This is a genomic window from Brachybacterium sp. 107 (genome assembly GCF_052379725.1).
Taxonomy (GTDB): domain Bacteria; phylum Actinomycetota; class Actinomycetes; order Actinomycetales; family Dermabacteraceae; genus Brachybacterium.
The window spans coordinates 26,554-51,727 of record NZ_JBQSYW010000015.1; the positions used below are offsets into that span (position 1 = coordinate 26,554).

Annotated in this window: 22 protein-coding genes; 10 read left to right on the top strand and 12 right to left on the bottom strand. The window is 68.0% G+C overall.

The annotated features are described in order from the left end of the window. Nucleotides 1-411 precede the first annotated feature (411 nt). Together ACT3UL_RS14690 and ACT3UL_RS14695 are read right to left on the bottom strand one after the other, a co-directional pair. Nucleotides 412-1,806, bottom strand: coding sequence for a class II 3-deoxy-7-phosphoheptulonate synthase (locus tag ACT3UL_RS14690; protein ID WP_444579023.1), 1,395 nt, complete (start codon nt 1,804-1,806; stop codon nt 412-414). Nucleotides 1,807-1,896: 90 nt separating this feature from the next. Further along, nucleotides 1,897-2,619: a lysophospholipid acyltransferase family protein gene (locus tag ACT3UL_RS14695; RefSeq protein WP_444579024.1), complete on the bottom strand. Its 723-nt coding sequence runs from the start codon at nt 2,617-2,619 to the stop codon at nt 1,897-1,899. A 98-nt stretch (nt 2,620-2,717) separates the two neighbouring features. On the opposite strand from ACT3UL_RS14695, the gene ACT3UL_RS14700 reads away from it, so the two are divergent. Further along, nucleotides 2,718-3,494 carry an alpha/beta hydrolase gene (locus ACT3UL_RS14700; RefSeq protein WP_444579026.1) on the top strand — a complete coding sequence of 259 codons (777 nt, stop codon included), beginning with the start codon at nt 2,718-2,720 and terminating at the stop codon, nt 3,492-3,494. Further along, nucleotides 3,491-4,039, top strand: coding sequence for a hypothetical protein (locus tag ACT3UL_RS14705; RefSeq protein ID WP_444579027.1), 549 nt, complete (start codon nt 3,491-3,493; stop codon nt 4,037-4,039). The genes ACT3UL_RS14700 and ACT3UL_RS14705 overlap by 4 nt, the downstream gene beginning before the upstream one ends. Before the next feature lie 157 nt (nt 4,040-4,196). Here ACT3UL_RS14705 and ACT3UL_RS14710 read toward each other — a convergent pair whose 3' ends face one another. Further along, entirely contained in the window at nt 4,197-5,132 is a 936-nt protein-coding gene (locus tag ACT3UL_RS14710) for an ROK family glucokinase (RefSeq protein ID WP_444579028.1), read from the bottom strand. Nucleotides 5,133-5,302: 170 nt separating this feature from the next. On the opposite strand from ACT3UL_RS14710, the gene ACT3UL_RS14715 reads away from it, so the two are divergent. The 3 genes from ACT3UL_RS14715 (at nt 5,303) to ACT3UL_RS14725 (ending at nt 9,377) form a co-directional block, all read left to right on the top strand. After that, nucleotides 5,303-7,111: an AMP-dependent synthetase/ligase gene (locus ACT3UL_RS14715; protein WP_444579029.1), complete on the top strand. Its 1,809-nt coding sequence runs from the start codon at nt 5,303-5,305 to the stop codon at nt 7,109-7,111. A 272-nt stretch (nt 7,112-7,383) separates the two neighbouring features. Continuing rightward, nucleotides 7,384-9,045, top strand: coding sequence for a DEDD exonuclease domain-containing protein (locus tag ACT3UL_RS14720; protein WP_444579031.1), 1,662 nt, complete (start codon nt 7,384-7,386; stop codon nt 9,043-9,045). Nucleotides 9,046-9,095: 50 nt separating this feature from the next. Next, complete coding sequence (locus tag ACT3UL_RS14725; RefSeq protein ID WP_444579033.1) at nt 9,096-9,377, top strand: Lrp/AsnC family transcriptional regulator; 282 nt, start codon at nt 9,096-9,098, stop codon at nt 9,375-9,377. A gap of 81 nt (nt 9,378-9,458) precedes the next feature. Here ACT3UL_RS14725 and trpD read toward each other — a convergent pair whose 3' ends face one another. Then, nucleotides 9,459-10,541, bottom strand: coding sequence for an anthranilate phosphoribosyltransferase (gene trpD / locus ACT3UL_RS14730; protein ID WP_444579034.1), 1,083 nt, complete (start codon nt 10,539-10,541; stop codon nt 9,459-9,461). Nucleotides 10,542-10,776: 235 nt separating this feature from the next. Between trpD and ctaE the strand changes: the two genes are divergently transcribed. From ctaE to qcrB, 4 genes are all read left to right on the top strand, one after another. Then, nucleotides 10,777-11,508, top strand: coding sequence for an aa3-type cytochrome oxidase subunit III (ctaE, locus tag ACT3UL_RS14735; RefSeq protein WP_444579035.1), 732 nt, complete (start codon nt 10,777-10,779; stop codon nt 11,506-11,508). Nucleotides 11,509-11,599: 91 nt separating this feature from the next. Further along, entirely contained in the window at nt 11,600-12,400 is an 801-nt protein-coding gene (gene qcrC, locus ACT3UL_RS14740) for a cytochrome bc1 complex diheme cytochrome c subunit (RefSeq protein ID WP_444579037.1), read from the top strand. 8 nt (nt 12,401-12,408) lie between these two features. After that, on the top strand, nt 12,409-13,473 hold the full coding sequence (qcrA, locus tag ACT3UL_RS14745) for a cytochrome bc1 complex Rieske iron-sulfur subunit (protein WP_444579039.1): 1,065 nt from the start codon (nt 12,409-12,411) through the stop codon (nt 13,471-13,473). A gap of 4 nt (nt 13,474-13,477) precedes the next feature. Next, entirely contained in the window at nt 13,478-15,163 is a 1,686-nt protein-coding gene (gene qcrB, locus ACT3UL_RS14750) for a cytochrome bc1 complex cytochrome b subunit (protein ID WP_444579041.1), read from the top strand. Nucleotides 15,164-15,636: 473 nt separating this feature from the next. Here qcrB and ACT3UL_RS14755 read toward each other — a convergent pair whose 3' ends face one another. The 7 genes from ACT3UL_RS14755 to ACT3UL_RS14785 form a co-directional block, all read right to left on the bottom strand. Further along, nucleotides 15,637-15,990, bottom strand: coding sequence for a hypothetical protein (locus ACT3UL_RS14755; protein WP_444579042.1), 354 nt, complete (start codon nt 15,988-15,990; stop codon nt 15,637-15,639). An 805-nt stretch (nt 15,991-16,795) separates the two neighbouring features. Next, nucleotides 16,796-17,212, bottom strand: coding sequence for a cytochrome c oxidase subunit 4 (locus tag ACT3UL_RS14760; RefSeq protein WP_444579043.1), 417 nt, complete (start codon nt 17,210-17,212; stop codon nt 16,796-16,798). Nucleotide 17,213: 1 nt separating this feature from the next. Beyond that, nucleotides 17,214-18,929 carry an aa3-type cytochrome oxidase subunit I gene (gene ctaD / locus ACT3UL_RS14765; RefSeq protein ID WP_444579045.1) on the bottom strand — a complete coding sequence of 572 codons (1,716 nt, stop codon included), beginning with the start codon at nt 18,927-18,929 and terminating at the stop codon, nt 17,214-17,216. Further along, nucleotides 18,926-19,849 carry an aa3-type cytochrome oxidase subunit II gene (gene ctaC / locus ACT3UL_RS14770; RefSeq protein WP_444579047.1) on the bottom strand — a complete coding sequence of 308 codons (924 nt, stop codon included), beginning with the start codon at nt 19,847-19,849 and terminating at the stop codon, nt 18,926-18,928. Before ctaC ends, ctaD begins: the two co-directional genes overlap by 4 nt. A 364-nt stretch (nt 19,850-20,213) precedes the next feature. Continuing rightward, nucleotides 20,214-20,573 (bottom strand): HesB/IscA family protein, encoded by a 360-nt coding sequence (locus tag ACT3UL_RS14775; protein ID WP_444579048.1) that lies wholly within the window; start codon nt 20,571-20,573, stop codon nt 20,214-20,216. A gap of 124 nt (nt 20,574-20,697) precedes the next feature. Beyond that, nucleotides 20,698-20,967 (bottom strand): hypothetical protein, encoded by a 270-nt coding sequence (locus tag ACT3UL_RS14780; protein ID WP_444579049.1) that lies wholly within the window; start codon nt 20,965-20,967, stop codon nt 20,698-20,700. After that, nucleotides 20,964-22,397: a dipeptidase gene (locus ACT3UL_RS14785; protein WP_444579051.1), complete on the bottom strand. Its 1,434-nt coding sequence runs from the start codon at nt 22,395-22,397 to the stop codon at nt 20,964-20,966. Before ACT3UL_RS14785 ends, ACT3UL_RS14780 begins: the two co-directional genes overlap by 4 nt. A 103-nt stretch (nt 22,398-22,500) precedes the next feature. On the opposite strand from ACT3UL_RS14785, the gene ACT3UL_RS14790 reads away from it, so the two are divergent. Then, nucleotides 22,501-23,091 carry a DUF3043 domain-containing protein gene (locus tag ACT3UL_RS14790; RefSeq protein ID WP_444579053.1) on the top strand — a complete coding sequence of 197 codons (591 nt, stop codon included), beginning with the start codon at nt 22,501-22,503 and terminating at the stop codon, nt 23,089-23,091. Between the two features lie 204 nt (nt 23,092-23,295). Here the strand turns inward: ACT3UL_RS14790 and aspS are convergent, their stop codons facing one another. Continuing rightward, the gene (gene aspS, locus ACT3UL_RS14795; protein ID WP_444579055.1) at nt 23,296-25,119 is read right to left on the bottom strand and encodes an aspartate--tRNA ligase; all 1,824 of its coding nucleotides are present in this window, start codon (nt 25,117-25,119) and stop codon (nt 23,296-23,298) included. Between the last annotated feature and the right edge of the window lie 55 nt (nt 25,120-25,174).

A 25,174-nucleotide genomic window follows, 5' to 3' on the forward strand; every position in this document is an offset into this window, starting at 1 on the left:
CCTCGAGGACTTTCTCACCAGTGCGCAGGATGAGGCGGGGCATCCACGTGACGGTGGATGCCCCGCCCCTTCGTTGACGGAGAGGGGCCACGACCTGCACGACATAGCCCGCCTCGTGCAGAACTCACCTCGCGCAGAGCCCGGTCGAGTCCGAAACCGATGGTGCGGGCCGAGCGGGCCCCCCAACGGGAAGCGGCCGGGCGGGAAACACCCCAACGGGAAGCGCTCGAACGGGAAGCCCCCGAAGGCGAAGCGACCGACGGCGGGTTACCCATAGGTATCCAGCAGCACGTGTCGTCGAGCGGCGCCTCACCGACACACCATGCGGGGTGGGCAGGTCGACTCATCCCGGGAGCCAGCGTCCGCACCCCGCGGGCTGGCGTTCCGACCTCGCGCGCGGCGAGCGTCCGCTCAGCGCCGGGAGAGCATCTCGGCGACGAGGAAGGCGAGCTCGAGGGACTGCTGATGGTTCAGCCGTGGATCCACCAGCGTCTCGTACCGACGGGTCAGGCCCTCTTCATCGATCTCTCCGGCGCCGCCGAGGACCTCGGTGACGTCATCACCCGTGAGCTCCATGTGCAGCCCGGCCGGGATCGTGCCCAGAGCCTGATGCACCTCGAAGAAGCCGACGACCTCGTCGAGGATGTCCTCGAACCGACGGGTCTTGTATCCGTTGGACGACGTGATCGTGTTGCCGTGCATCGGATCGGTGACCCAGGCGACCTGCGCCCCGGAATCGTGCACGCCCTCCACGAGCGCAGGGAGCCGCTCACGGATCTTCCCTGCTCCCATGCGGGTGATGAACGTCAGCCGGCCGGGCTCGCGCTCCGGGTCGAGCTTGTCGATCAGGCGCAGTGCATCGTCCACCGATGCATCCGGCCCGAGCTTGACGCCGATCGGGTTGCGCAGGCGCGCCATGAAGTCCACATGGGCGCCCTCGAGCTGGCGGGTCCGCTCCCCGATCCACAGGAAGTGACCGGAGCAGCCGTAGATCTCCCCGGTGCGGGAATCGATCCGGGACAGCGCCTCTTCGTAGTCCAGCAGCAGCGCTTCGTGCGAGGCGTAGAACTCGACGACCTTGAGGGCGTCGAAGTCCGCACCGATCGCATCCATGAAGCGAATGGCCTTGTCGACCTGACCTGCGAGCTCCTCGTACCGGTCGTAGCCGGCGCCCGAGGTGAAACCGCGGTTCCAGGAGTGCACCTCACGCAGGTCCGCGAAGCCGCCACCGGTGAAGGCGCGCAGCAGGTTCAGGGTCGCCGAGCTCGTGGTGTACGTCTTCCACAGCCGCTTCGGATCGGGGATGCGGGACTCGGGCGTGAAGGCGTACGCATTGACGGCGTCGCCGCGGTAGGTCGGGAGCGTCTGTCCCTCGTAGGTCTCCTCGTCGGAGGAGCGCGGCTTGGCGAACTGGCCCGCCATGCGGCCCATCTTCACCACGGGGACGGAGGCCCCGTAGGTCAGGACCGCCGACATCTGGAGGATCGTACGGATCTTGTTGCGGATGCGATCCGCGGTGGAGTCGGCGAAGGTCTCCGCGCAGTCTCCCCCGGCGAGCAGGAAGGCCTCACCGCGGGCTGCCGCTGCGACCCGGTCGCGCAGCACATCGACCTCACCGGCGAAGACCAGCGGCGGAGCCGAGCGCAGATCCTCGAAGACCTGTGCGCGCTCGTCCTCGTCGGGCCATACCGGCTGCTGGACCCTCGGATAGTCGCGCCAGGCACCGAGCGCTGCCAGGCCGTCATCGGCCGAGGACAGGGTGAAGGCGTGGGCGCGGGCGGGGGCATCAGAGCTGAACTGGGTCACCCCCTCAGGGTACGCAGTGCGCGGCCGCTCAGCGGACGTGTTCCAGTGGGCAGGACCACACTGCGCGCGTGGTTCCACCTCGTCGGCCCGTCAGCCGCTCCGAGGCCGGTCCGAGCGCCCGGCGGCGGCGCGCAGCCGCCGCTTGACGTCTGCCGAGTACTCCTCGCTGCGCTCCTGCCCGGACATCTCCTGGATGCGATCCATGACTGCTTCCGTGATCGCGCGGACCAGTGCCGATTCGTCGGTGCCGTCCCAGGAGCTCGCGATCTCCTGGGCCAGCAGCGGCTCGCCGATCACCACGCGGATCTGCGGCCGTCTGCGCGGGAAGTACTTCCGCCCGCGATGGGCCTCGTGCACTCCGAGCATCGCGACCGGCACGATCGGCACCCCCGTCGCGAGGGCGATGCGGGCCACTCCCGTCTTGCCGCGGTAGAGGCGCCCGTCGGGACTGCGGGTGCCCTCGGGGTAGATGCCGAGGATCCCTCCTGCCTCGAGCACGGCCGCCCCGGCATCGATCGCCGGCCTCGCCGCGCGGCCTCCGCTGCGGTCCACGGGCATCACATGGAGTCCATGCATGATGCGCGCTCCGATCCGTTGCGGGAGCGAGCTGCCGGAGAACATGTCCGACTTGCCGAGGAAGTGCACGGTCCGGCGCAGCTGCCCGGGCAGGAACACGGTGTCGCAGTACGCCAGATGGTTCGAGGCGAGGATGACCGGCCCCCTCTCGGGGACATTCTCCGCTCCGGTGATCGCGGGGTTCCACAGCAGGCGGGAGATGGCCATGACCACCGGTTTGGCGAGCTCGTACAGCACAGCGGACTCCTCGTGGATGCGCGGGAGAGCGACGTCCGATCGGGCGGCTAGGGGGGAACGGGGATGAAGCATGCGCGCGCGGGTGCGACGATGTACCCATGGCGTTCAGCGAACTGTCCCGCCCCTGGAGCGCGCGGGGTCACTCTAACCCGCGCGGTGGGTTGCTCCTGTGCCATGGATTCACCGGATCTCCGCAGTCCCTGCGGCCGTGGGCCGAGGATCATGCGGCCCGGGGATGGGCGGTGGAGCTGCCCCTGCTCCCTGGGCATGCGACCACGTGGCAGGACCTCACGAGGTACCGCTGGCAGGACTGGTACGAGCAGGTGCGCGACGCCGCGATCGACCTCTCCGACGAATTCGGCCCGATCGCCGTGGGCGGGCTCTCCATGGGAGGGGCTCTCACCCTCGCACTCGGAGAGGATCCCGAGCTCCGCGGCCGCATCGCAGCGCTCGTGGCCGTCAACCCGGGCATGACCCTGACGCCGGTGGCCGGCATCGCCGAGCTGCTGGCCCCGGTGGTCCCCACGGTGGCAGGCATCGGGTCCGATGTCGCCCGGGAGGGTGCCGTTGAGGAGGCCTATGACCGGACCCCGCTGCGCGCCGTCGCCCAGCTGCGCCGGCTCTTCCGTCGTACACGACGAGGACTGGACGGCGTGACGGCTCCGCTGCTGCTGGCCACCTCGCGCGAAGACCACACGGTCCCTCCGTCGGACAGCGATATCGTCGCGGCCGGCGTGAGCGGCAGCGTCGAGCGGCTCGCCCTCCCCCGCAGCTATCACCTCGCACCGCTGGACCATGACGCCCAGCGTCTCTTCGAGGCCTCCGCCCAGTTCCTCGAGCGGCATGTCCCCCACCGTCCGGGAGAAGAGCGATGAGCCCGGAGCGGGGCAGCGCCCACGATCCACGTGACGTCGACGCCGAGTTCGCCCGCATGCTCGAGAGCGAGGGCATGGTGCTCCGTCCCGGCGAGGCACCGCATGAGCCCGCGGCGCGTACGCCGGATCCCACGGACGACGCCGCCGGTGACGACCTGTGGTCCTACAGCGCAGAGTCCCCGCCGGAGCCACCGAGCGCCGAGTCCCGCGCCCGGGCCCGCGCCGCACATCCCTCGGCCCGCCCGCCCGAGCCCGTCGCCGGTCCGCGCGACGCGCCGCGGCCTCGCGAGCTGGACGACGACGAGGTCCTCTACGGGGACTTCGAGCCCCCGGACCCCGATTTCCCGCAGCCGACCTCGGCGTCGCTGTGGTCCTGGACAGCCCTCATCGGCGGCTTCCTGCTGCTGGTCATCGTCCCCATGTTCTCGGTCCTGCCCGGCATCCTGGGCTGGCTGGGCGGGCTGGCTGCGCTGGGAGGGGTCATCTCCTTGCTGCTGCGGGTCCCGCGCTCGCGACACGGGGACGACGACGGCGCCGAGCTCTAGGAGCACTGTTCCAGCAGGTCCGTGCTAACTGCACTGTTCCCACAGATCGGCGCCAACATTTCTGCGCCTGCCTGCTCGCTCCTCCGCGAGCGGGGCCCGGCCGGCGCCGCCCCCGCCAGCAGCAGTGGCGGGGACAGAGGACGAGGCGGAGGCCGTGTCAGCGTGCGAGATCCGCCGCGCCGACGATGCCGGCCCGATTCCCCATGCTCGCCAGGACGAACGGAGCCAGCGTGCGATGGGTGCGCGCCGTCAGGTTGGCGGCGTACGCCTCCCTCGCCGGGGCCAGCAGCATCTCCCCGGCGGCTGCGACACCGCCGCCGACGACGATGACCTCGGGGTCCAGCAGCGAGGAGATCGACGCCATGCCGAGCCCGAGCCACGTGCCGAGCTCGGCGATCAGCTCCTGCGCGCCGGGGTCCCCCTGCTGCGCGACCCGCGTGATCAACGGCCCGTCGATCTCCTTCTTCGCACCGCCGGCCGCCTGCACGAGAGGGCCCATCACGGGGTCCCCCGCCGCTGCGCGGCGCTTGGCGGTGCGCACCAGCGCTGTCCCTGAGGTGTACTGCTCGAGGCAGCCCTTGCGACCGCATCCGCACCACTGGCCGTCCGGGACCGCGGTCATGTGCGCGACCTCTCCGGCGAACCCGTCGCCACCGCGGATCAGCTGCCCGTCCAGGACGATCGCGCCGCCCAGGCCGGTACCGAGGGTGACCATCAGCATGTGCTTGGCCTCGGTCGCGGCCCCGAAGCGATATTCGGCCCACCCGGCCGCGTTCGCGTCGTTCTCGACGACCACGGGGAGCCCGGTCAGCCGTTCGAGCTCGTCGGCCAGGGGGCGCTGGCGCCACGCGAGGTTCGCGGCGAACCGGACCGTGCGGCGGTCGGCGCTGACGAAGCCCGCCGCACCGACGCCCACCCCGACGACCTCATGCTCCGCGCGCAGCTCTGCCACGGCGTCAGCCACTCCGGCCTCGATCAGCTCAGCATCCGTGGCCGGGGTGCTCCGCGTCGTCGCGGCGATGATCCCACCGTCCTCGTCGACCACGCCAGCCGCGATCTTGGTGCCCCCGATGTCCACTCCGATGGAGAGCATGTTGCTCCTTCCCGATCACTGCTGATCGCGTCGTCCGGATTCCCCGGTGCCCAGCTTGTCGTGTCCTATCGTAGGTCGCTCTGCCGTAGGATCGGACCGACCCCACCAGCGCTTCCGCTCAGGCGTCCGGCATGCCGGAGTCAGCCTGTGTCCGGATCGAAGGAGATTCGATGAAGCAGTTCACCTCTGCCCCACAGCACGAGAGCCGGCCCGACGAGAACACGACGGATCTGCTCCTGGACCGGTTCCGCAACGACCCCTCCGTCCCCATCTTCGAACTGACACAGGACGACGGGAGCTATCTCCCCTTGTCGATCTCCGACTTCATCGACGAGGTCAAGGAGGTCGCCAAGGGTCTGATCGCGATCGGTCTCGAGTCCGGCGACGTGGTCGCGATCCTCTCCCGCACCCGCTATGAATGGGCTCTGGCCGACTGGGCGGTGTGGTGGAGCGGAGGCGTCAGCGTCCCGATCTACGAGACCTCCTCCCCGAGCCAGATCCAATGGATCGCCTCGGACACCGGGGCACGTTTCGCCCTGGTCGAAGCCTCCCGCCATCAGGAGGACATGGATTCCGTGCGCGGGGAGCTGCCCGCCCTCGAACACATCGGCGTGCTCGAGAACGGCATCATCGACGAGCTCAAGTCCCGCGGAGCCGAGGTGAGCGACGAGGACCTCGAGGCCCGCCGCACCTCCCGACGCCTCGACGACGTCGCCACGATCATCTACACGTCGGGAACCACCGGCCGGCCCAAGGGCGCACTGCTGACCCACGGGAACTTCGTGGACACGACGCGCAGCGCCCTCAACCTCCTCGGCAAGCAGGTGCTGCCTCCCGGCTCACGCCTGCTGATGTTCCTGCCGATGGCGCATGTCTTCGCCCGGCTGATCACGGTCCTCGCCGCGTCCTGGCCGGTGACGACTGCGTTCACTCCGGACACCAAGAATCTGCTGCCGGACCTCGCGGCCTTCAAGCCCACCTTCCTGCTGGCTGTCCCCCGTGTGTTCGAGAAGGTCTACAACGGCGCCGAGGCGAAGGCGATCACCGGCGGCAAGGGCAAGATCTTCGGTGCCGCCGCGGAGACCGCGATCGCCTATTCGACGGCGCAGGCCGCCGGCAAGGTGCCGATGGCGCTCAAGATCAAGCACGCCGTGTTCGACAAGCTCGTCTACGGCACACTGCGCAGCGCGATGGGCGGAGACGTGAAGTGGGCGGTCTCCGGCGGCGCGCCGCTGGGAGCGCGCCTCGCACACTTCTTCCGCGGCATCGGGGTCACGATCCTGGAGGGCTACGGCCTCACCGAGACCACCGCACCGATCTGCGTGAACCTTCCCTGGGCGGTCACGCCGGGCACCGTCGGTCCCCCGCTGCCGGGCTCCACGGTCGCGATCGACGAGACGGGCGAGATCCTGGTCAAGGGCGTGATGGTATTCGCCGGCTATCACAACAACCCCGAGGCCACGGCGGAGTCGCTGCAGGACGGCTGGTTCCACACCGGCGATCTCGGCACTCTCGACGAGGTCGGCGACCTGACGATCACGGGCCGCATCAAGGAGGTCATCGTCACTGCTGGCGGAAAGAACATCTCCCCGGCCCAGCTCGAGGACCAGCTGCGCTCACATCCGCTGGTCAGCCAGTGCGTGGTCATCGGCGACCAGAAGCCGTTCGTCGCCGCGATCCTCACCCTCGACGCCGAGATGCTCCCCACCTGGTTGAAGAACAACTCCCTGCCGGAGATGACGATCGCCGAGGCCGCCGAGGACCCGAAGGTCCATGCCGAGCTGCAGACGATCGTCGACAAGGCCAACCAGACCGTCTCGCGCGCCGAGTCGATCCGCTCCTTCGAGGTCATCGACACCGACTTCACGGAGGAGAACGGGTATCTCACCCCCTCGTTGAAGCTCAAGCGCAACGTCGTCGTCAAGGACATGGCGCAGGTCATCGACAAGATCTACTCCCAGTCCAAGCCGGCTGGCTGACGGATCGGCCTGTTGGCGGATCTGCCTGCTGGCCAGCTGGCCGACGGTTCGGCCCGCTGGCTGGTCAGCCGACGGGTCAGTCTCTTGGTCGACCGGCCGACGGGTCAGTCTGTTGGTCGACTGGCTGGCTCCATCGGCGAGATCCTCGGGGAGAACGCCGACCCGCTCCTCGACCGCGGCCCCGACGCCGGGGTGATCGTGCGCCTGTCGCGCAGAGATCCCGACCGTCGGGGCCGTGTCTGACTGTCGGAGCCGCGTCGTAGTCTGCGGGTATGTCCGCCCGCCGCCAGCTGAGCTTCGACGACCTCGGTACCCCACTCGTGGATGCTCTGCTCGTCGTCGTCGACCTCGAGACCACCGGGACCGATCCCTCCGCCGATGCGATCACCGAGATCGGCGCGGTCAAGGTGCGCGGAGGCGAGGTGGTCGGCGAGTTCCGCACCTTCGTGGATCCGCGGCGACCGATCCCCGCGTACATCGCCTCGCTCACCGGGATCACGGACGCGTCGGTGGCTGGTGCCCCGACCATCGACGTCGTGCTCCCGATGTTCCTGGACTTCGTCGGGGATGCCGCCCTGGTGGCCCACAATGCACGCTTCGACATCTCCTTCCTCTCCGCGCAGGCGGCGCAGTGCGACATCACGTGGGCCAAGCCCCCGGTGCTCGACACTCTCGCGCTCGCCCGGACCGTCTTCCGGCGCGACGAAGTGCGCAACCACAAGCTCTCGACGCTGGCGGCGCACGTCGGCGCGAGCATCACGCCGGACCACCGGGCCCTCTCGGACGCCCGGGCGACAGTCGACGTGCTCCACGCGATCATCGAGCGCCTCGGGGCCCGGGGCGCCTCGACCCTCGAGGACCTCGCCTCGGCCCATCGCCGGGCCACCCCGGTGCAGCTGCGCAAGAAGCACCTCGTCGAGTCCGTCCCCTCGGTTCCGGGGGTCTACCAGTTCCTCGATGCCCAGGGCGCTGTGCTCTACGTGGGAACCTCCCGCAACCTCCGGTCCCGGGTGCGCACCTATTTCACCGCCGCGGAGACGCGGCGGAAAGTCCTGGACATGCTTCCGCGAGCGGAGTCGATCCGGGTCATCGAGTGCACCACGGCGACCGAGGCGGCAGTGCGCGAGCTGCGGATCATCGGTGCCGAGAAACCACCATCCAACCGCCACGGCCTGAATCCGGAGAAGGCGAACTGGCTCCGACTGGGGAGCGGTTCCGACGGGCTGCGCGCGGCGCGCATCGCCCGCTCGGAGGCCGACGGATCCGCCCAGATCGGACCGCTGTCCTCTCGCCACGACGTGGAGCCGCTGCGCGGACTGCTCACCGGTGCCGTGCTGGGCCGCGCGGCCTCGTTCGAGCTCGGATCACGAACAGCCGCTTCGCAGGATGCCGGGCACCACGACAGGATCCGGGCTGCGATGCTCACGGACCCCCGCGAGGTGCTCGACCACGTCGCCGGGCGCATGCGCGGTCATGTCGAGGGCGGCCGCTACGAGGAGGCGGAGAAGGTGCGTCAACTCGCTCTGACCTTCCTGGCGGCCGGCCGGCGCGCGGCCCGGCTGCGGGCCATCGGCAACGTGCCCCTGCTGGTCGCCGCCCGTCCCAGCACGGATCCGGTGGTCGGAGGGCGCGGATGGGAATTGTTGGCGGTCCGCCATGGACGCTTCTCCGGAACCGCCCTCGTCAACGTCCATGCCGATCCTGTCGCTGTGGCGAGATCTCTTGCCGCGACGGGGGTCGGCGAGGCGGAGCTCGCCACCCCGATGTGCCAGGGCTACCACCAGGAGGCCGAGATCCTGCTCACCTGGCTCGAGGGCGACGGCGTCCGCACCGTCCTCGTCGACGGCGAGTGGCACCAGCCCTCCCGGGCCCGCTTCGACGCCCAGCATCTCGCAGAGCGCTTCGCCCGGACGGCGACCATTCCCGGGGCATAGGCTCGGTGCACACGTCCCGGCGCGACCAGCGCCCTGTCCAAGGAGAACTCATGATCACCGCCATCGTCTCGATCGTCGTGGAGTCCGCCCGTATCCCCGAGGTCGCCGCCTCGATCGTCGACCTCGACGGTGTCGAGCAGGTCTACTCGGTCACCGGCGACGTCGATCTCATCGCCGTGGTCCGTGTGCGTGCCCACGAAGACCTCGCCGGGGTCATCGCCGACCAGTTGAGCAAGGTCCAGGGTGTGGTGAACACCTCGACGAACATCGCCTTCAAGACGTACTCGAAGCGAGATCTCGATGCCGCCTTCGACCTTGGCATCAACGGCTGAGAGACCACCGCTCCGGGCGGCCCGGACGGCCCCGGCGGTGCCGGGCACTTCCAGGCGGCACCGGCTGATCCCGGGACGTACTCAGCTGTCAGCGCCGAACGCCTCCTGCGAGGCAACGGCCCAGCGCCTGATCAGGTCGGCGGGCCGCCCGGAGTCCAGCGCATCCCGTGCCTGGGCGAACGCAGCGGCGAACCTGTCCTCGAAACCGTCCTCCGCGCTCTGACCGATCCCGTCGAAGGCCGTCACCCCGGCTGCAGCGTTCAGGAGGACGGCGTCCCGGATCGGGCCCATGCGCCCGTCGTCGACGCCGTCGAAGAGGTCCCGCACGACCTGGGCGTTCTCCTCGACAGTCCCCCCGCGCAGGGCATCGTGCGCCGATCTCTCGATGCAGAGAAGAGCCCGAGGATCCAGCACGTGCCGACGCACCTCGCCTCCGCGCACCTCCCACACGTCGGAGGGCGCGGTCACCGTCAGCTCATCCAGGCCGTCCTGCCCCCTGAACACCAGCGCGCTCGTGCCCCGTGACGCGAAGACGCCCGCGACCGTCGGGGCGACGAGCTCATCTGCGACGCCGACCGCACTCGCGCGCGGCCGCGCCGGATTGGTGATCGGACCCAGGATGTTCATCACGGTCGGGATGCCCAGTCCACGTCGCGCTTCGGCCGCGAAGCGCATCGAGGGATGGAACACCTGCGCGAAGAGGAAGGTCATACCGATCTTGCCGACCAGCTCCTCGACGACGGGCACCGGAAGGTCCAGACGGACGCCGAGCGCTTCGAGCACGTCCGCGCTGCCCGACTTGGAGCTCGACGCCCGATTGCCGTGCTTGACGACCGGGCGTCCCGTCGACGCGATGACCATCGAGGCCATCGTGGAGATGTTCACCGTCTGCGCCAGGTCGCCGCCGGTGCCGACGATATCGATGGACCGCTGCGGAGCATTCACCGGCCGGGCGTGGGCCACCATCGAGTCCGCAAGTGCGGCGAGCTCGTCACTGCTGACCCCCTTGGACTGCAGGGAGACCAGGAACCCGGCGAGCTGCACCGCCGTCGCATTGCCGGACATGACCTCATCCATCGCCCATGTGGCCTCGGACCGTGACAGCTCCTGCCCGCGCACGAGGCGCGACGTGATCCTGGGCCAGGTCGGAGTGTTCTCGCTCATGCATCGATGATCGCACCTCGGAGCTCCCTGAGGTCGTTCCGGTCACGGATCGGATCACAGATGCATCACAGCCCCCGTAGAGCACGGTCACCTGCGGCGATCCGATGCGTGTCCCGGTTCGTGACACGGCGTCAGGAGGGATATGCTGGCCTGGTCCTCCCGGGGCTGAGCCCTGCGGTGTGCCCGGGCGTCGTGAACCGGCACACCGAACCTGACGACACGACATAATGGTGACGTGACTACTGCGACCCTGCCTGAGCGCTCCGCCTCCGCTGTACCAGCGGTAGGCCGACCCAATCCGACGCAGATCGGCACGATCGTCTGGCTCTCGAGCGAGCTGATGTTCTTCGGCGGTCTGTTCGCCATGTTCTTCACGCTTCGTTCCATGGCTCCGGACACCTTCGCCGCCGGCGAGGCCCACTTCGCCCACGGCTTCGCCATGGTGAACACGACGATCCTGGTGCTGAGCTCCGTGACGTGCCAGATCGGTGTGTTCCTCGCCGAGGGCCAATTCCCCGGCGGCAAGCCCTTCGCGCCGCGCAAGCGCCGCACCGGGTCGATCTTCAACATCGCCGGCTGGGGAATGATCGAGTGGTACACGCTCACCTTCCTCATGGGCGCGGTCTTCGTCTCCGGCCAGGCCTACGAGTACACCGAGCTGATCCACAACGGCGTCACGCTGTCGTCCTCGCCGTTCGGCTCGATCTTCTTCCTCGCCACGGGCTTCCACGGCATCCACGTCGTCGGCGGTCTCATCGCCTTCCTGATGGTGCTGATGCGTTCCATGGTCGCTGACGAGTTCACCCAGCACGAACAGGTCTCCGCGATCTGCATCTCGTACTACTGGCACTTCGTCGACATCGTGTGGATCGTCCTGTTCTTCATCGTGTACATGCTCGACCCGCTGTCGAACGCGTTCAACGCCGGGCACTTCATCCCGGTGAACTTCGACTGGACCATCTTCTGATCGCCACGCCCGCACAGGCTCCGCCGCCTGGTGCGATCACCAGCTCTATCCCCTCCCCCGCTCGCTCGCTCCACGAATCGAGGTCCGAACCGTGAAGGCACTCGCCGCACGTCGCCATCACCCGATGGCGCTACTCGTGATTCTTCTGCTCGCCCTGGTGGCGACCGGCGGGCTGTACGTCGCATTCCAGCCGCAGACAGCTCAGGCCGAGGCCTACACCCAGGACGACGTCGACGCCGGCGAGGCACTGTTCCTCGCCAACTGCGCCACCTGCCACGGACGGAACGCGGAGGGTCTGCAGGACGCCGACGGCTCCGCGATCGGACCCTCGCTGATCGGTGTGGGCGCTGCCGCCGTCGACTTCCAGGTCGGCACCGGCCGTATGCCGATGGAGAACTCCGGCGCACAGGCTTGGCGCAAGCCGCCGCAGATGAACGAGGAGCAGACTCGTCAGCTCTCGGCCTACGTCGCCTCGCTCGGCCCCGGCCCCGCTGTGCCCGATGAGGAGTACCTCGACACCTCCAAGGGTGACGCCACCAAGGGCGGGGAGATCTTCCGCATCAACTGCGCCATGTGCCACAACGCTGCCGGCGCCGGCGGCGCCCTGACCCGCGGCAAGTTCGCGCCGCCTGTGATCGGGGTCGACCCCCAGCACGTCTACGAGGCCATGGACACCGGGCCGCAGAACATGCCGGTCTTCAACGAGAACAACCTGTCCCCCGAGGACAAGCGTGATGTCATCGCGTACCTCGAGGCCCTGGAGGAGAACGGCTCCCCCGGCGGCATCTCCCTGGGCTCCGTCGGTCCCGTGACCGAGGGACTGTATGCCTGGACGATCATCCTGACCCTGCTTCTCGGCTGTGCCGTGTGGCTGGGGGCGAAGGCCAAGTGAATGCGAGCATGAACACCAATCTCGACGGCACCACTCCCGCGCGCGGAGTCAGTGCGATCGCCCCCAAGGAGGGTGGAGGCTTCCCGAACCCGGGCCTCCCCCCGCACGTCCATCGCCAGGCCGATGTCTCCAAGGCCGCGGAGAAGCGCGCGGAGCGGCTCGTCGCCGCCATGTTCCTCCTCTCGGTGATCGGAACGGCGATCTTCATCGCCGCCTACTTCCTGGTCACGCCGACCGGCACGAACATCTTCGCCGAGAAGGGATCGCCCGACGCCCTGTGGTGGTCCAACCTCATCACTGGCCTCGGGCTGGCGATCGCCGTCTTCTTCATCGGTGCGGCAGCGGTCCACTGGGCCAAGACGCTCATGCCCGATGAGGAGATGGTCGAGGAGCGCCACGACATCCGCAGCTCCGACGAGACGCGGGACATCGCCGTCGGGATCATCACCGACGGCCTGGAGGAATCCGGGATCGCGCGTCGGCCCGTGATCGTCACCGCGATGGTCGCCGCGTTCGCCGCGCTGCCGATCGCCGTGCTCGCACCGCTGTCGACGCTCGGCCCGCTGCCGGGCAACAAGCTCCACCACACCTTCTGGGGCCACAACCCCGGTCAGCGGCTCGCGCGCGACCACGACGGCACTCCCATCAAGCTGTCGGACGTCGCCATGAACTCGATCTTCCACGTCATGCCCGAGGGCTTGACCGAGGAGACCCCGCACTTCCTCGAGGAGCGCGCCAAGGCCGCCACGGTGATCGTGCGCATCGACCCGAAGCTGAGCAAGAACCCGGAGAGCATGGCGAACGGTGTCGACGGCATCCTCGCATTCTCCAAGATCTGCACGCATGTCGGGTGCCCGGTGGCCCTCTACGAGCAGCAGACCCACCACATGCTCTGCCCGTGCCACCAGTCCACCTTCGACGTCACTGATGGCGCCAAGGTGATCTTCGGCCCGGCGCACCGGCCGCTCCCCCAGCTCCCGATCGAGGTCGACGACGAGGGCTACCTGGTGGCCACCGGTGACTTCCCCGAACCGATCGGTCCCAGCTTCTGGGACACCCACAAGGACAAGTGATCCCGTGACGACCACGACTCCCGATACCCGGAAGCAGACTTCCGACGATGCGAGCAGCTCGCGCGCATACAAGCTCGGTGCAGTGGGCGGCGACTGGCTCGACCAGCGCCTCTCCGGCGGCGGCTTCGTCAAGTTCATCGCCCGCAAGATCTTCCCCGACCACTGGTCGTTCATGTTCGGTGAGGTGGCGCTGTACAGCTTCGTCATCCTGCTGATCTCGGGAACCTTCCTGACGATGTTCTTCGACCCCTCCATGGAGGAGGTCATCTACAACGGCCCGTACAGGGCGCTGCAGGGCGAGACCGTCTCCCGTGCCTTCGAGTCGACCCTCCAGCTCTCCTTCGAGGTCAAGGGCGGCCTGCTCTTCCGCCAGATGCACCACTGGTCAGCACTGGTGTTCATGGTCGCGATCTTCGTGCACATGTTCCGCGTGTTCTTCACCGGTGCGTTCCGGAAGCCCCGCGAGCTCAACTGGATCGTCGGCTTCACCCTGATGGTCCTGGGCATGGTCGCCGGGTTCTCCGGCTACTCGCTGCCCGATGATGTGCTCTCCGGCAACGGCCTGCGCGTGATCGATGGTCTGATGAAGGCCATCCCGATCATCGGCACCTACCTGTCGATGCTCCTGTTCGGTGGCGAGTTCCCCGGGACCGACATCATCCCGCGCCTGTTCACCGTCCACATCCTGCTGGTTCCCGCCATGATCCTCGGACTCATCGCGATCCACCTGGTCCTGCTCGTGCTGCACAAGCACACGCAGTACCCCGGGCCTGGTCGCACCGAGCGCAACGTGGTCGGCTTCCCGGTGTTCCCGGTGTACGCGGCCAAGGCCGGCGGGTTCTTCTTCCTGGTCTTCGGCATCATCACCCTGATCTCGGCGACCACGTCGATCAACGGCGTCTGGGTCTACGGCCCCTACGACCCGTCCCCCGTCTCCGCGGGTTCGCAGCCGGACTGGTACATGCTCTGGACCGATGGCGGGCTGCGGCTCATCCCGGGCTGGGAGTTCACGATCTTCGGGTACGTGATCTCGCTGAACATGCTGATCCCGATGGGTATCTATGGTGCCCTGCTGGGTTCCCTGGCCCTGTACCCGTTCATCGAGTCCTGGGTGACAGGTGACGACCGCGAGCACCACCTTCTGGATCTGCCGTACAACGCCCCGGTCCGTACGGGTCTCGGCGTCTCGTGGATCAGCATCTATCTGATCCTTGCCCTCGCAGCGACGAATGACATCATCGCCATCGGGTTGCATCTGTCGATAAACGATCTGACGTGGGCGTTCCGCATCGGCATCTTCGTCGTCCCGGTTCTGGTCTTCTTCATCACGAAACGAATCTGTCTGTCGCTCCAGCGTCAGGCGCGTCAGAAGGCCCTCCACGGCTCCGAGACCTCGCGAGTGGTCCGGACGGAGTCCGGCAAGATGCTGGAGATCCATGAGCCGCTCAACGAGTTCGATCGGTGGGTGCTCGTCCAGCACGACGACTACCGCCCGCTGCAGGCCGGCAAGGGCGTCTCCTCGCTCCGCGCCAAGGCCACGAGCTTCTTCTTCAAGGACCGCATCGAGCCCGTCTCCCCGGCCGAGCTGCGTGAAGCCTTCGAGCACTTCGCTCACGAGAAGCACGAGATCGACTCGGCAACCGGTGGCGATTACCGCACCCCGGCGGAGATGGCACACCACTCCGGTTGATTCTCTGCCGCGCTGACGCGGACAATGTTGAAGGATGGGCCCCGGGATTCGTTTCCCGGGGCCCATCCTTCTTTTCCGTCCGGCGGACAACACGGACGTCATCCCCCGCATCCCGGTGGGATATTGACGCGCAGGCCCGGGCGCCCTCGTGAACGAGCTGGCAAACCCGAGAACCCTCGTGAGCGAACTGACAGACGCGGGATCCCTCGTGAGCGAGCTGGCACACTCGAGTCTCGGCCACCAGCCCACGGCCCACGGCCCGCGGGCACCCTCGCTCCCCGCAGCACGTCGAGGTCTGCCGACGTCCTGCGATCTACCCAGCTCGATCGCACCGAGCTCGATCGCCCAGCCACTCCCCTCCACAGCCCTATCGGCCTTCTGCTCGAGAGCTGGACATCGCGGCAGAATTCGAGAGCAGGACATCGCGGCAGAGATCGTCCCGGCACGGGGATGGTCTCAGCGCAGAGACCGTCTCACCGCAGCAGCGGATTCCGCGCGCGGAGCCCTCTCCCCTGATCGGACCGACCGGAAACGGCGTTCACCAGATAGCGCGCGGAGACCAAGCTCAACCTGCGGTCTGCGCGGCGAAGTGCTCGAGCGGACTGCAGCGGCCGCTTCGACGGATCCCGGCGTGCGGCCTCCAGCGTGCGACGAGCCCATGCGACGGCGCCGTCGATGCCGCCGTCCTGTGCATACACCGCGGCGAGCTGGCGTTCAGCGCGTGCTGATGGATTCACGTCGTCGCTGATCATCGTCAAAGCCTCCTGCATGCCGCTGATGCTGCCGGTTGGGAATCCACATTCACCGGCCCCCGTGTACTCGCTCACGCTAGCACCGTCGCTCATGAGCGCCCGGTCCGGACTTCAGTGGAGCGACCAGGCGTAGACAACGTGTGCCAGGAACGCCTCGAAGCCTCCACGTCTCAGCTCCTTCGAAGCTTCCGACCACCATGACGCTGCTTACAATGCGTAGACAGTGGTACGCCATTTATCATCTGTTACCTGGGAGGCCCGGCGTACGGAGGTGCGAAGGTGCGAAGGTGCGTAGTCACAACGGTTTGGTATCCGGACGCTGCCAACGGCGGGAAGAAGGCCCCTCTGTCGACGGCTGACTAGCGATCCCTCTGCCCGGGGGTCGAGTTCGTCTGCTTCGTCGTCGTGGTGCTGGTCATGGTGACCTCCAGGAGCTCGCGGCGGGCTCGAATGCGGGAGGAGTCGCCGGAGAGGGTGAAGACCTGGTCTTGGTGAACGAGGAGGTCGTCAACGGCGTCAGAGCGACCCGCACGGCAGCTGGCCACCATGTCGCGAGGCCCACGCAGCCGGTCCGCGGCTCCCAGGCGCCTCGGCGCAGACCCGGCTGAAGGCCCTTGCTTGCTGGTGATCAGACCCGCCCCCACCCCCAGTGCTCTCCGCCGTGCGTGGCGGAGGAGTCACGGCACCTGGTCCGTGCCCGCTGGACCGACCAGACACCGGCCGCGGAGCACTGCCGCCGGTCACCGGAACCCAGAGCTCGCGTCACTGCTCACAGACAGCACCGGCGCACCCAGCAAAAACGTCGGCCCCGCATCGAGAAGATCGATGCGGGGCCGACGTCATTCGCGTCCCGACGGACGCCAGGTTCAGCGGCAGGCTCTCAGTGCTGGTGCTGGCCGACCGAGAACTCCAGGACCCAGCTCAGCAGTCCGTAGACGGCGAAGATGACGCCGAAGGCAAGAATCCACCAGCCGGCGGCGACACCGAGGAAGCACAGGGCCGCCCCGATCGCGGTCCACAGCGGAGCCCAGCTGTACGGGGAGAAGCTGCCCTGCACGCCTCCGTGCTCGGAGACCTCGGCATTCAGATCATCCGACGGGCCCACATCGTTCTTGCGAGCCGTCAGGCTCAGCACCATGGCGATCATGAAGGCGAGGCCAGCCAAAGCGAGCATCGCCGGGAATCCGACGGGCTCCACGCCCATGGGCTGGAAGGTCCCCGTCAGGAAGCCGTAGGCCACGGCGACGATCAGGAAGAAGACTCCCAGGATCCAGAAGATCTTTGCAGATGCTCTCATGTCAGTTCGTCCTCGGGTTCACAGCGGGTTCCTGCTCGAGCATGTGGTCCTGGAGCGCCACCTCCGGGTAATGGAGATCGAAGGCGGGACGCTCGGACCGAACGCGGGGCAGGGAATGGAAGTTATGGCGCGGCGGCGGGCAGGAGGTCGCCCACTCGAGCGACGCACCGTAGCCCCAGGGATCGTCGACCTCGACCTTCTTCCCCTTCGTGTGCGTGAGCACCACGTTGAGGAGGAAGGGCAGCGTGGACGCGCCCATGATGACCGCACCGATCGTCGACACCTGGTTCAGCCAGCCGAAATCGTCTTCCACGAGGTAGTTCACGTAACGACGCGGTGCACCCTCGACGCCCAGCCAGTGCTGGACCAGGAAGGTCATGTGGAAGCCGATGGTGAGCAGCCAGAAGTGCAGCTTGCCGATGCCCTCGTGGAGCTTGTAGCCGAACATCTTCGGCCACCAGAAGTAGAAGCCGGCGAACATCTCGAAGACCACGGTACCGGCCATCACGTAGTGGAAGTGCGCCACGACGAAGTAGGTGTCGGAGATGTGGAAGTCCAGGACCGGCGAGGACAGGATGACTCCGGTCAGACCACCGAAGATGAAGGTGGTCAGGAAGCCGAGGGTGAACAGCATCGGTGTCTCGAAGGTCAGCGACCCTCGCCACATGGTGCCCAGCCAGTTGAAGAACTTCACGCCGGTCGGGACCGCGATCAGCATTGTCATGAAGGCGAAGAAGTCCAGCATGACCGCGCCGGTGGTGTACATGTGGTGCGCCCACACCGTGACGGACAGTGCCGCGATCGAGATCGTGGCGCCGACCAGGGTCTTGTACCCGAAGATCGGCTTGCGGGAGAAGACCGGGATGATCTCCGAGGCGATGCCGAAGAAGGGCAGCGCGAGCACGTAGACCTCGGGGTGGCCGAAGAACCAGAAGAGGTGCTGCCAGAGGACGGCGCCGCCGTTCTCCGGGTTGAAGATCTGCGCGTCGAATCGACGATCCGCACCGAGTGCCAGCAGCGCCGAGGCGAGCGGCGGGAACGCCATCAGCACCAGCACGGCGGTGATGAGGATGTTCCAGGTGAAGATCGGCATGCGGAACATGGTCATGCCGGGCATCCGCATGCACAGGATCGTGGTGATGAAGTTGACCGAGCCCAGGATCGTGCCGAAGCCCTGCAAGGCCAATCCGAAGACCCAGAGATCACCACCCAGGCCAGGGGTGAACGTCGTGTCCGACAGCGGCGCATAGGCGAACCAGCCGAAGGACGCGGCACCCTGCGGGGTGAGGAAGCCGGCCACGACGATCAGCGAACCGAACAGCGTGATCCAGAAGGCGAACATGTTCAGACGCGGGAACGCCATGTCCACGGCGCCGATCTGCAGCGGCACCAGGTAGTTGGCGAAGCCGTTGAACAGCGGGGTGCCGAACATCAGCAGCATGATCGTGCCGTGCATGGTGAACAGCTGGTTGTACTGGTCCTTGGAGACCACGACCTGGAGGCCGGGCTCCCACAGCTCGGTACGGATACCGAGGGCGAGCAGGCCGCCGAACGCGAAGAACGCGAAGGCCATGCCCATGTACATCATGCCGATCAGCTTGTGATCGGTGGTGGTGAGCAGGTTGAAGAAGTGCCTGCCGAGGCTGGTGCTCTCGGACTTCTCGAACCGCTGCTGCGGCGCCGAAGTGACCGGCGCGGCCGTCGTCTCGGCGCTCACTTGCTCTCTCCCTCGGTGGCAGGAGTGGTGTACCGGTTCCCGGCATCGTCATGCTTCTCGCGCATGCTCCACTCCTCTTGGTTGCGATTCAGGTCCACACCGAGCTGGCCCTCGAGCCCCTGGTCCCGGAGGTCCTGCATGTGGGCGTCGAACTCCTCCTGGGAGACGACCTTCACGTTGAACAGCATGTCCGAGTGGTACTCGCCGCACAGCTCGGCGCACTTGCCCTCGTAGGTGCCCTCACGAGTCGGGGTCACCTGGAAGCTGTTGGTGTGGCCCGGCATCATGTCCTTCTTGTACAGGAAGTCCACGACCCAGAAGGAGTGCACGACATCGCGGGAGTCGAGACGGAACTCGACCTTCTGACCCACGGGCAGGTAGAGCACGGGCAGCGACTCGGCCGCGCCCTCCTGTCCGGTGGCGAAGGACTGCACGCCGGCAGGCTCGTGGACGTCGGCGTCGACGTAGTTGAAGTCCCAGCTCCACTGCTTGCCGACGATGTTGACCGTGACATCCGGCTCGTCCACGTGCATCTCGACCTCGCGGGCGTCGCGCTGCGTGAAGTAGAAGAGGGTGAGCACCATGACCACGGGCACGAGCGTGAACATCAGCTCCAGTGGCACGTGGTAGCGCAGCTGCACCGGGAAGCCGGTGTCGTTCTTACGGCGACGGTAGGCCACGGCGCACCAGATGGTCAGGCCCCAGACGATGAGGCCGACGATGACCAGCACCGACCAGGAGCCGACCCAGAGGTTCATGATCCGACCGGTCTGGTCGGTGACCTGACCGTCGGAGTATCCGGGCAGGAAGCCGCGACGCTGCTCGTCGGTGCAACCCGACAGGAGGAGGGTGGCCAGGGCTAGGCCTGCTGTCGCCACGCGGCGTCCGCGCCGCGAGCGCTGGGGGACCTGGGGGATCACAGGGGATGACCTTCCGCTCGTCGTCTCCGGCTCCCGGTGCCTGCCCGCACTCTGTGCTGCGCGAACGGCCCCGGACTGCGGAGTGTGTACCTGTATGGGCGAAGACATGCCCACAGTGCCGCGCTCGTCCCGGAGAACGGGCCATGCCAGGCACGAGGCCCAGCAGTTGACGGCACGCTGTCATCATACGGCTTCTGCGGAGCGCGTATTGCATCGGCACGCACCGAGATCCTCTCGAGACCGCTCCGTGATCCGTCTCCCACGGCCGCTGCACAGAAAACGGGCCCGACCAGGTGACGAGATCGTCACCGGGCCGGGCCCGAACCATCCTTCACGGTGCCATGCGGCGCCCGTCGCAGACGGATCAGCCGAAGGAGTCCCCGCAGGCGCAGGAGCTCCCCGCGTTGGGATTGTCGATCGTGAAGCCCTGCTTCTCGATCGTGTCGGCGAAGTCGATGACTGCGCCGGTGAGGTACGGGCTGCTCATCTTGTCGACGACGACCTCGACACCGTCGAAGTCGGCGACGAGATCGCTGTCCATCGTGCGCTCGTCGAAGTAGAGCTGGTAGATCAGGCCGGAGCAGCCGCCTGGCTGCACCGCGATCCGCAGACGAAGGTCGTCGCGCCCCTCCTGCTGCAGCAGGGACGTGACCTTCTCGGCCGCGCCGGAAGTGAGGGTGACGGCATGCGCCTGGGTGGGGCGCTCGGTCGTGGGCGTGGTCATGAGGTCCTCCTCGAAGCTCGTGTTCCTGCCAGAGTACGCCCCCGCACCGAGGAACGGGGAAGGCCTCGCGGGGCACGACGAGGGGCGGCGTCGTCGTGCGCCGCGCCGTGCGGTCCGCCTCCGGTCAGAGGATCCCGCGGAACAGTGCCAGCAGGATCACGATGAGGTAGCCGGCCACGACGCCCAGGATCGCCGCGGTCGCCGCGTCGCGGCTCTTCCCGGCCAGCACCCGGGTGAAGGCGATCACGCACACCGCGAGGACAGCGAGCAGCCCCCACCACAGGAGGAAGTACGCAGCGAGGAATCCGATCACCAGTCCGAGGAACAGCAGCGGGATCGTCGCCGGGGAGACCCGGGGGCTCTCGTGCCCAGGCTGCCGACGCGGGGTGCTCATGCCAACGTCTCGTCCCGCTCGTCATCCCGCTCGGCCAAGGACCCGGCGCCGCGCAGCAGCAGCGCCTCCGCGAGGCACACCCGGGCGAACTCGTCGAGATGAAGGGACTCGTCGACGCCGTGGGCTCGGGACTCCGGGTCCTCGACGCCGGTGACCAGGACGTCTGCCCGGGGGAAGACCTCGAGCAGGTCGGCGATGAAGGGGATCGATCCGCCCAGGCCGGTGTCGACGGCCGCAGTCCCCCACGCGTCCCCGAGAGCGGTGCGGGCGAGGTCCATCGCCGCAGAGTGCTGTCGGGCGCTGTAGGGCTTGCCCTTCTCCCCCGGGTGCACGGTGACCTGAGCTGTCCTCGGCGCATGCTGCTCCAGGTGAGCCACCAGAGCGTCCATGGCCGCTTCAGGGTCTTCGCCCGGCGGGATCCGCAGGGAGACCTTCGCCCGGGAGACGGGCACGAGGGTGTTGGAAGCCTCGCGGACCGCCGGCGCGTCGATGCCGATGACCGACAGGGCCGGCCGGGTCCACAGCCGCGCCGTGAGCGAGCCCGTCCCCGACAGCTCGAGGCCGTCCGTCACGCCGGCGTCCCGGCGGAAGTCCGCCTCGTCCATCTCCACGGTCGGATCCGGTGCGTGCGTGAGCCCATCGACCGCGACCTCTCCGTTCTCGTCGTGGAGCGTGGCCAGCAGGCGGGAGAGCTGGGTGAGCGAATCCAGCACCGGACCACCGAAGAGACCGGAGTGCACCGCGTGGTCGAGGGCACGCACCTCGACGACGACGTCGACGAGACCGCGCAGGCTGGTGGTCAGTGCCGGGGTCCCGACGGCCCAGTTGGCGGAGTCCGCGACGATGATGAGGTCCGCTTCCAGCGCATCGCGGTGCGCCTCGATGAAGGGGCGGAACGTCGGCGACCCGGCTTCCTCCTCCCCCTCGACGAAGACGGTGACGCCGAGGCCTTCCTCGGCCAGCTCCTGGCCGACGAGTCGCAGCGCGGTCACATGGGCCATCACCCCGGCCTTGTCGTCCGCGGCGCCGCGGCCGTAGAGCCGGCGCCCGCGCTGGACCGGTTCGAAGGGCGGACTCGTCCACTCAGCAGGATCGCCGGTGGGCTGCACGTCGTGGTGGGCATAGAGCAGCACGGTGGGTCGGCCGGCGGCGGCCGGGGTGCGACCGATGACGGCAGGAGCGCCCTCGCCGACGGATTCGATGGTCACCTCGGCCATCCCGGCGTCGCGCAGAAGGGCGGCGACAGCCTCGGCGCTGCGACGCACGGGCTCCTGGTCGTGCCCCTCGAAGGCGATGGAGGGGATACGCACGAGATCCTTCAGATCATCGATGGCGTCCGGCAGGAGGGCGTGAAGCCGCGTGCGAAGGATCTCCCTCGCCTCGTCGTCGGGGGCAGCGGCGGAAGTCGACGGTCCGTTCGTGGTGCTCATGTCCCTCACGGTACCGCCGGGGGCGGCTGCCGTCTGGGCGCGGAGAAGCATGTCACGGCGGACATACCGGTGAATCTCAGCCGGCAGTGCCTAGACTGCCCCGGTGATCTTCCGCAAGTCTGAGACTCCCGAGACCCCCGAACCCGAGCAGTCAGTGCGCCCCGGTTCCAAGGGTCGGCCCACCCGTACCCGCAAGGAGGCCGAAGCGGCCCGTCGTCGGCCTCTTGTGGTCGACGATCGCAAGGAGGCGCGTCGGCGTGATCGCGAGCGCGCCTCGAAGGAGCGGGCCGAGGCTCAGCAGGCGCTGATGACCGGTGACGAGAAGAAGATGCCCATGCAGCATCGCGGCCCCGAGCGTCGCCTGGTGCGTGACCTCGTCGACTCGCGCCGCAACGTGGCGGAGTACTTCTTCCCCATCGCGCTGATCTTCATGCTGGTCGCACTGATCATGCCGCTGATCCGTCCGGAGATGTACCTCATGATGAGCACCGGCATGATCGTCGTCCTCTGGGGCGGGATCCTGGTGTGCGTGATCGATTCGTTCCTGCTGCGTCGTCATCTGCGCAAGAACCTCACCGAGCGCTTCGGCTCCGTGGGCAGCGGCTTGGTCGGTTACGGCATCATGCGGGCGATCCAGATCCGCCGCTTCCGCCTCCCCCGTGCCCAGATCAAGCACGGCGAGGACCCCCGCTGATCCTCCGCAGCTGACCGACCGGCCCACTCGGCACGTCCGTCGGCTCCTCCGGCCCCTCCGATGCCGGGGCACGACGCACGACGCACGACGCACGACGCACGACGCACGACGCACGACGCACGACGCAGGATGCACGACGCAGGATGCACGACGACGACGGCCCACGCGAGCACTCGCGTGGGCCGTCGTCGTCTGCGGGATCGATCAGGCGCTGGGAGCGACGCCCTCCGACTGGGCACCCGACGTGCCGGCCGCCCCGGCGTCCGCGCCCTTCGCGGCGGGCTTCGTGTCGACGCCGGCCTCCTTGCGCTGCTGCGCAGTGATCGGGGCCGGCGCTGCCGTCAGCGGGTCATAGCCGTTACCGGTCTTGGGGAAGGCGATGACCTCGCGGATGGAGTCCTCCCCCACGAGCAGCGCGACGATGCGGTCCCAGCCGAAGGCGATGCCGCCGTGCGGCGGGGCACCGAACTGGAAGGCGTCGAGCAGGAAGCCGAACTTCTCCCGCGCCTCCCCTTCGCCGATGCCCATCACCTTGAACACGCGCTCCTGCACGGACTGGTCGTGGATTCGGATCGAGCCGCCGCCGATCTCGTTCCCGTTGCACACGATGTCGTACGCATAGGCCAGGGCCGAACCCGGATCAGTGTCGAAGGAGTCCATGAACTCCGGCTTCGGAGAGGTGAAGGCGTGGTGCACCGCAGTCCACGAGCCCTCGCCCACGGCGACGTCCCCGGCGGCACGGGCATCGGCCGCAGGCTCGAACATCGGCGCGTCGACGACCCACACGAAGGCGAAGGCGTCGCGATCGATCAGTCCCAGTCGCTCCGCGATCTCGTTGCGGGCCGCACCGAGCAGTGCTCGCGATGCCTTCGCCTCACCGGCGGCGAAGAAGATGCAGTCGCCGGGGCTGGCGCCGGTGGCCTCGAGCAGGCCGGCCTTCTCTGCATCGGAGATGTTCTTGGAGACCGGCCCGGTGAAGGTCCCGTCCTCCTGGACGAGCACGTAGGCGAGGCCCTTGGCTCCGCGCTGCTTGGCCCATTCCTGCCAGGCATCGAGCTGACGACGTGGCTGCGAGGCACCGCCGGCCATGACGATCGCGCCGACGTACGGGGACTGGAAGACCCGGAACGGCGTCTCCTGGAAGTACTCCGTCATCTCGATCAGCTCGAGGTCGAAACGGAGGTCGGGCTTGTCGGAGCCATAGCGGCGCATCGACTCGGCGTAGGTCATCCGCGGGAACGGCGTGCTGATCTCGCGGCCGCTCTTGGCCCACACGTTGGTGAGGATCTCCTCGGCCAGGGCGATGATGTCCTCCTGGTCCACGAAGCTCATCTCGACATCGAGCTGGGTGAACTCGGGCTGACGATCCGCGCGGAAGTCCTCGTCGCGGTAGCAGCGGGCCAGCTGGAAATACTTCTCGACCCCGCCCACCATGAGGAGCTGCTTGAACAGCTGCGGGGACTGGGGCAGCGCGTACCAGGAGCCCGGCGCGAGCCGCGCGGGCACCAGGAAGTCACGTGCGCCCTCGGGCGTGGAGCGGGTCAGCGTGGGGGTCTCGACCTCGATGAAGTCCTGGTCCAGGAGGGTGTCGCGCGCTGCTCGGTTGACCTCGGACCGCAGGCGCAGGGCCTTCGCGGGCCCCTGGCGGCGCAGATCGAGGTAGCGGTAGCGCAGCCGCGCCTCCTCGCCGACCTCCGAGTGCTCATCGAGCTGGAACGGCAGCGGAGCGGAGGCGCTCAGCACCTCGACGGTCTGGGCCGTGACCTCGATCTCGCCCGTGGGGAGCAGCGGGTTCTCATTGCCCTCGGGGCGCTTGCCGACGGTGCCGACGACCTGCAGCACGTACTCGTTGCGGAGGTGGAGGGCATCGTCCTCCCGGACCACCACCTGGGCGACGCCGCTCGCGTCGCGCAGATCAAGGAACGTCACGCCGCCGTGGTCACGGCGACGGCCGATCCAGCCGGTGAGGGTGACGGTCTGTCCGATGTGCTCCGAGCGGAGCGCGCCGGCGGAATGGGTGCGCAGCACGAGGTGTCCTTCACAGTGGGGCGTTGGGGCGGGGTCGAGGCATCGCGATGGCGAG

Excerpts from the sequence above, each read along its gene's own strand:
- ACT3UL_RS14700 (WP_444579026.1), top strand. The coding sequence starts at position 2,718 with ATGGCGTTCAGCGAACTGTCCCGCCCCTGGAGCGCGCGGGGTCACTCT.
- ACT3UL_RS14705 (WP_444579027.1), top strand. The coding sequence starts at position 3,491 with ATGAGCCCGGAGCGGGGCAGCGCCCACGATCCACGTGACGTCGACGCC.
- ACT3UL_RS14710 (WP_444579028.1), bottom strand. The coding sequence starts at position 5,132 with ATGCTCTCCATCGGAGTGGACATCGGGGGCACCAAGATCGCGGCTGGC.
- ACT3UL_RS14715 (WP_444579029.1), top strand. The coding sequence starts at position 5,303 with ATGAAGCAGTTCACCTCTGCCCCACAGCACGAGAGCCGGCCCGACGAG.
- ACT3UL_RS14720 (WP_444579031.1), top strand. The coding sequence starts at position 7,384 with ATGTCCGCCCGCCGCCAGCTGAGCTTCGACGACCTCGGTACCCCACTC.
- ACT3UL_RS14725 (WP_444579033.1), top strand. The coding sequence starts at position 9,096 with ATGATCACCGCCATCGTCTCGATCGTCGTGGAGTCCGCCCGTATCCCC.
- trpD (WP_444579034.1), bottom strand. The coding sequence starts at position 10,541 with ATGAGCGAGAACACTCCGACCTGGCCCAGGATCACGTCGCGCCTCGTG.
- qcrA (WP_444579039.1), top strand. The coding sequence starts at position 12,409 with ATGAACACCAATCTCGACGGCACCACTCCCGCGCGCGGAGTCAGTGCG.
- ACT3UL_RS14760 (WP_444579043.1), bottom strand. The coding sequence starts at position 17,212 with ATGAGAGCATCTGCAAAGATCTTCTGGATCCTGGGAGTCTTCTTCCTG.
- ACT3UL_RS14775 (WP_444579048.1), bottom strand. The coding sequence starts at position 20,573 with ATGACCACGCCCACGACCGAGCGCCCCACCCAGGCGCATGCCGTCACC.
- ACT3UL_RS14780 (WP_444579049.1), bottom strand. The coding sequence starts at position 20,967 with ATGAGCACCCCGCGTCGGCAGCCTGGGCACGAGAGCCCCCGGGTCTCC.
- ACT3UL_RS14785 (WP_444579051.1), bottom strand. The coding sequence starts at position 22,397 with ATGAGCACCACGAACGGACCGTCGACTTCCGCCGCTGCCCCCGACGAC.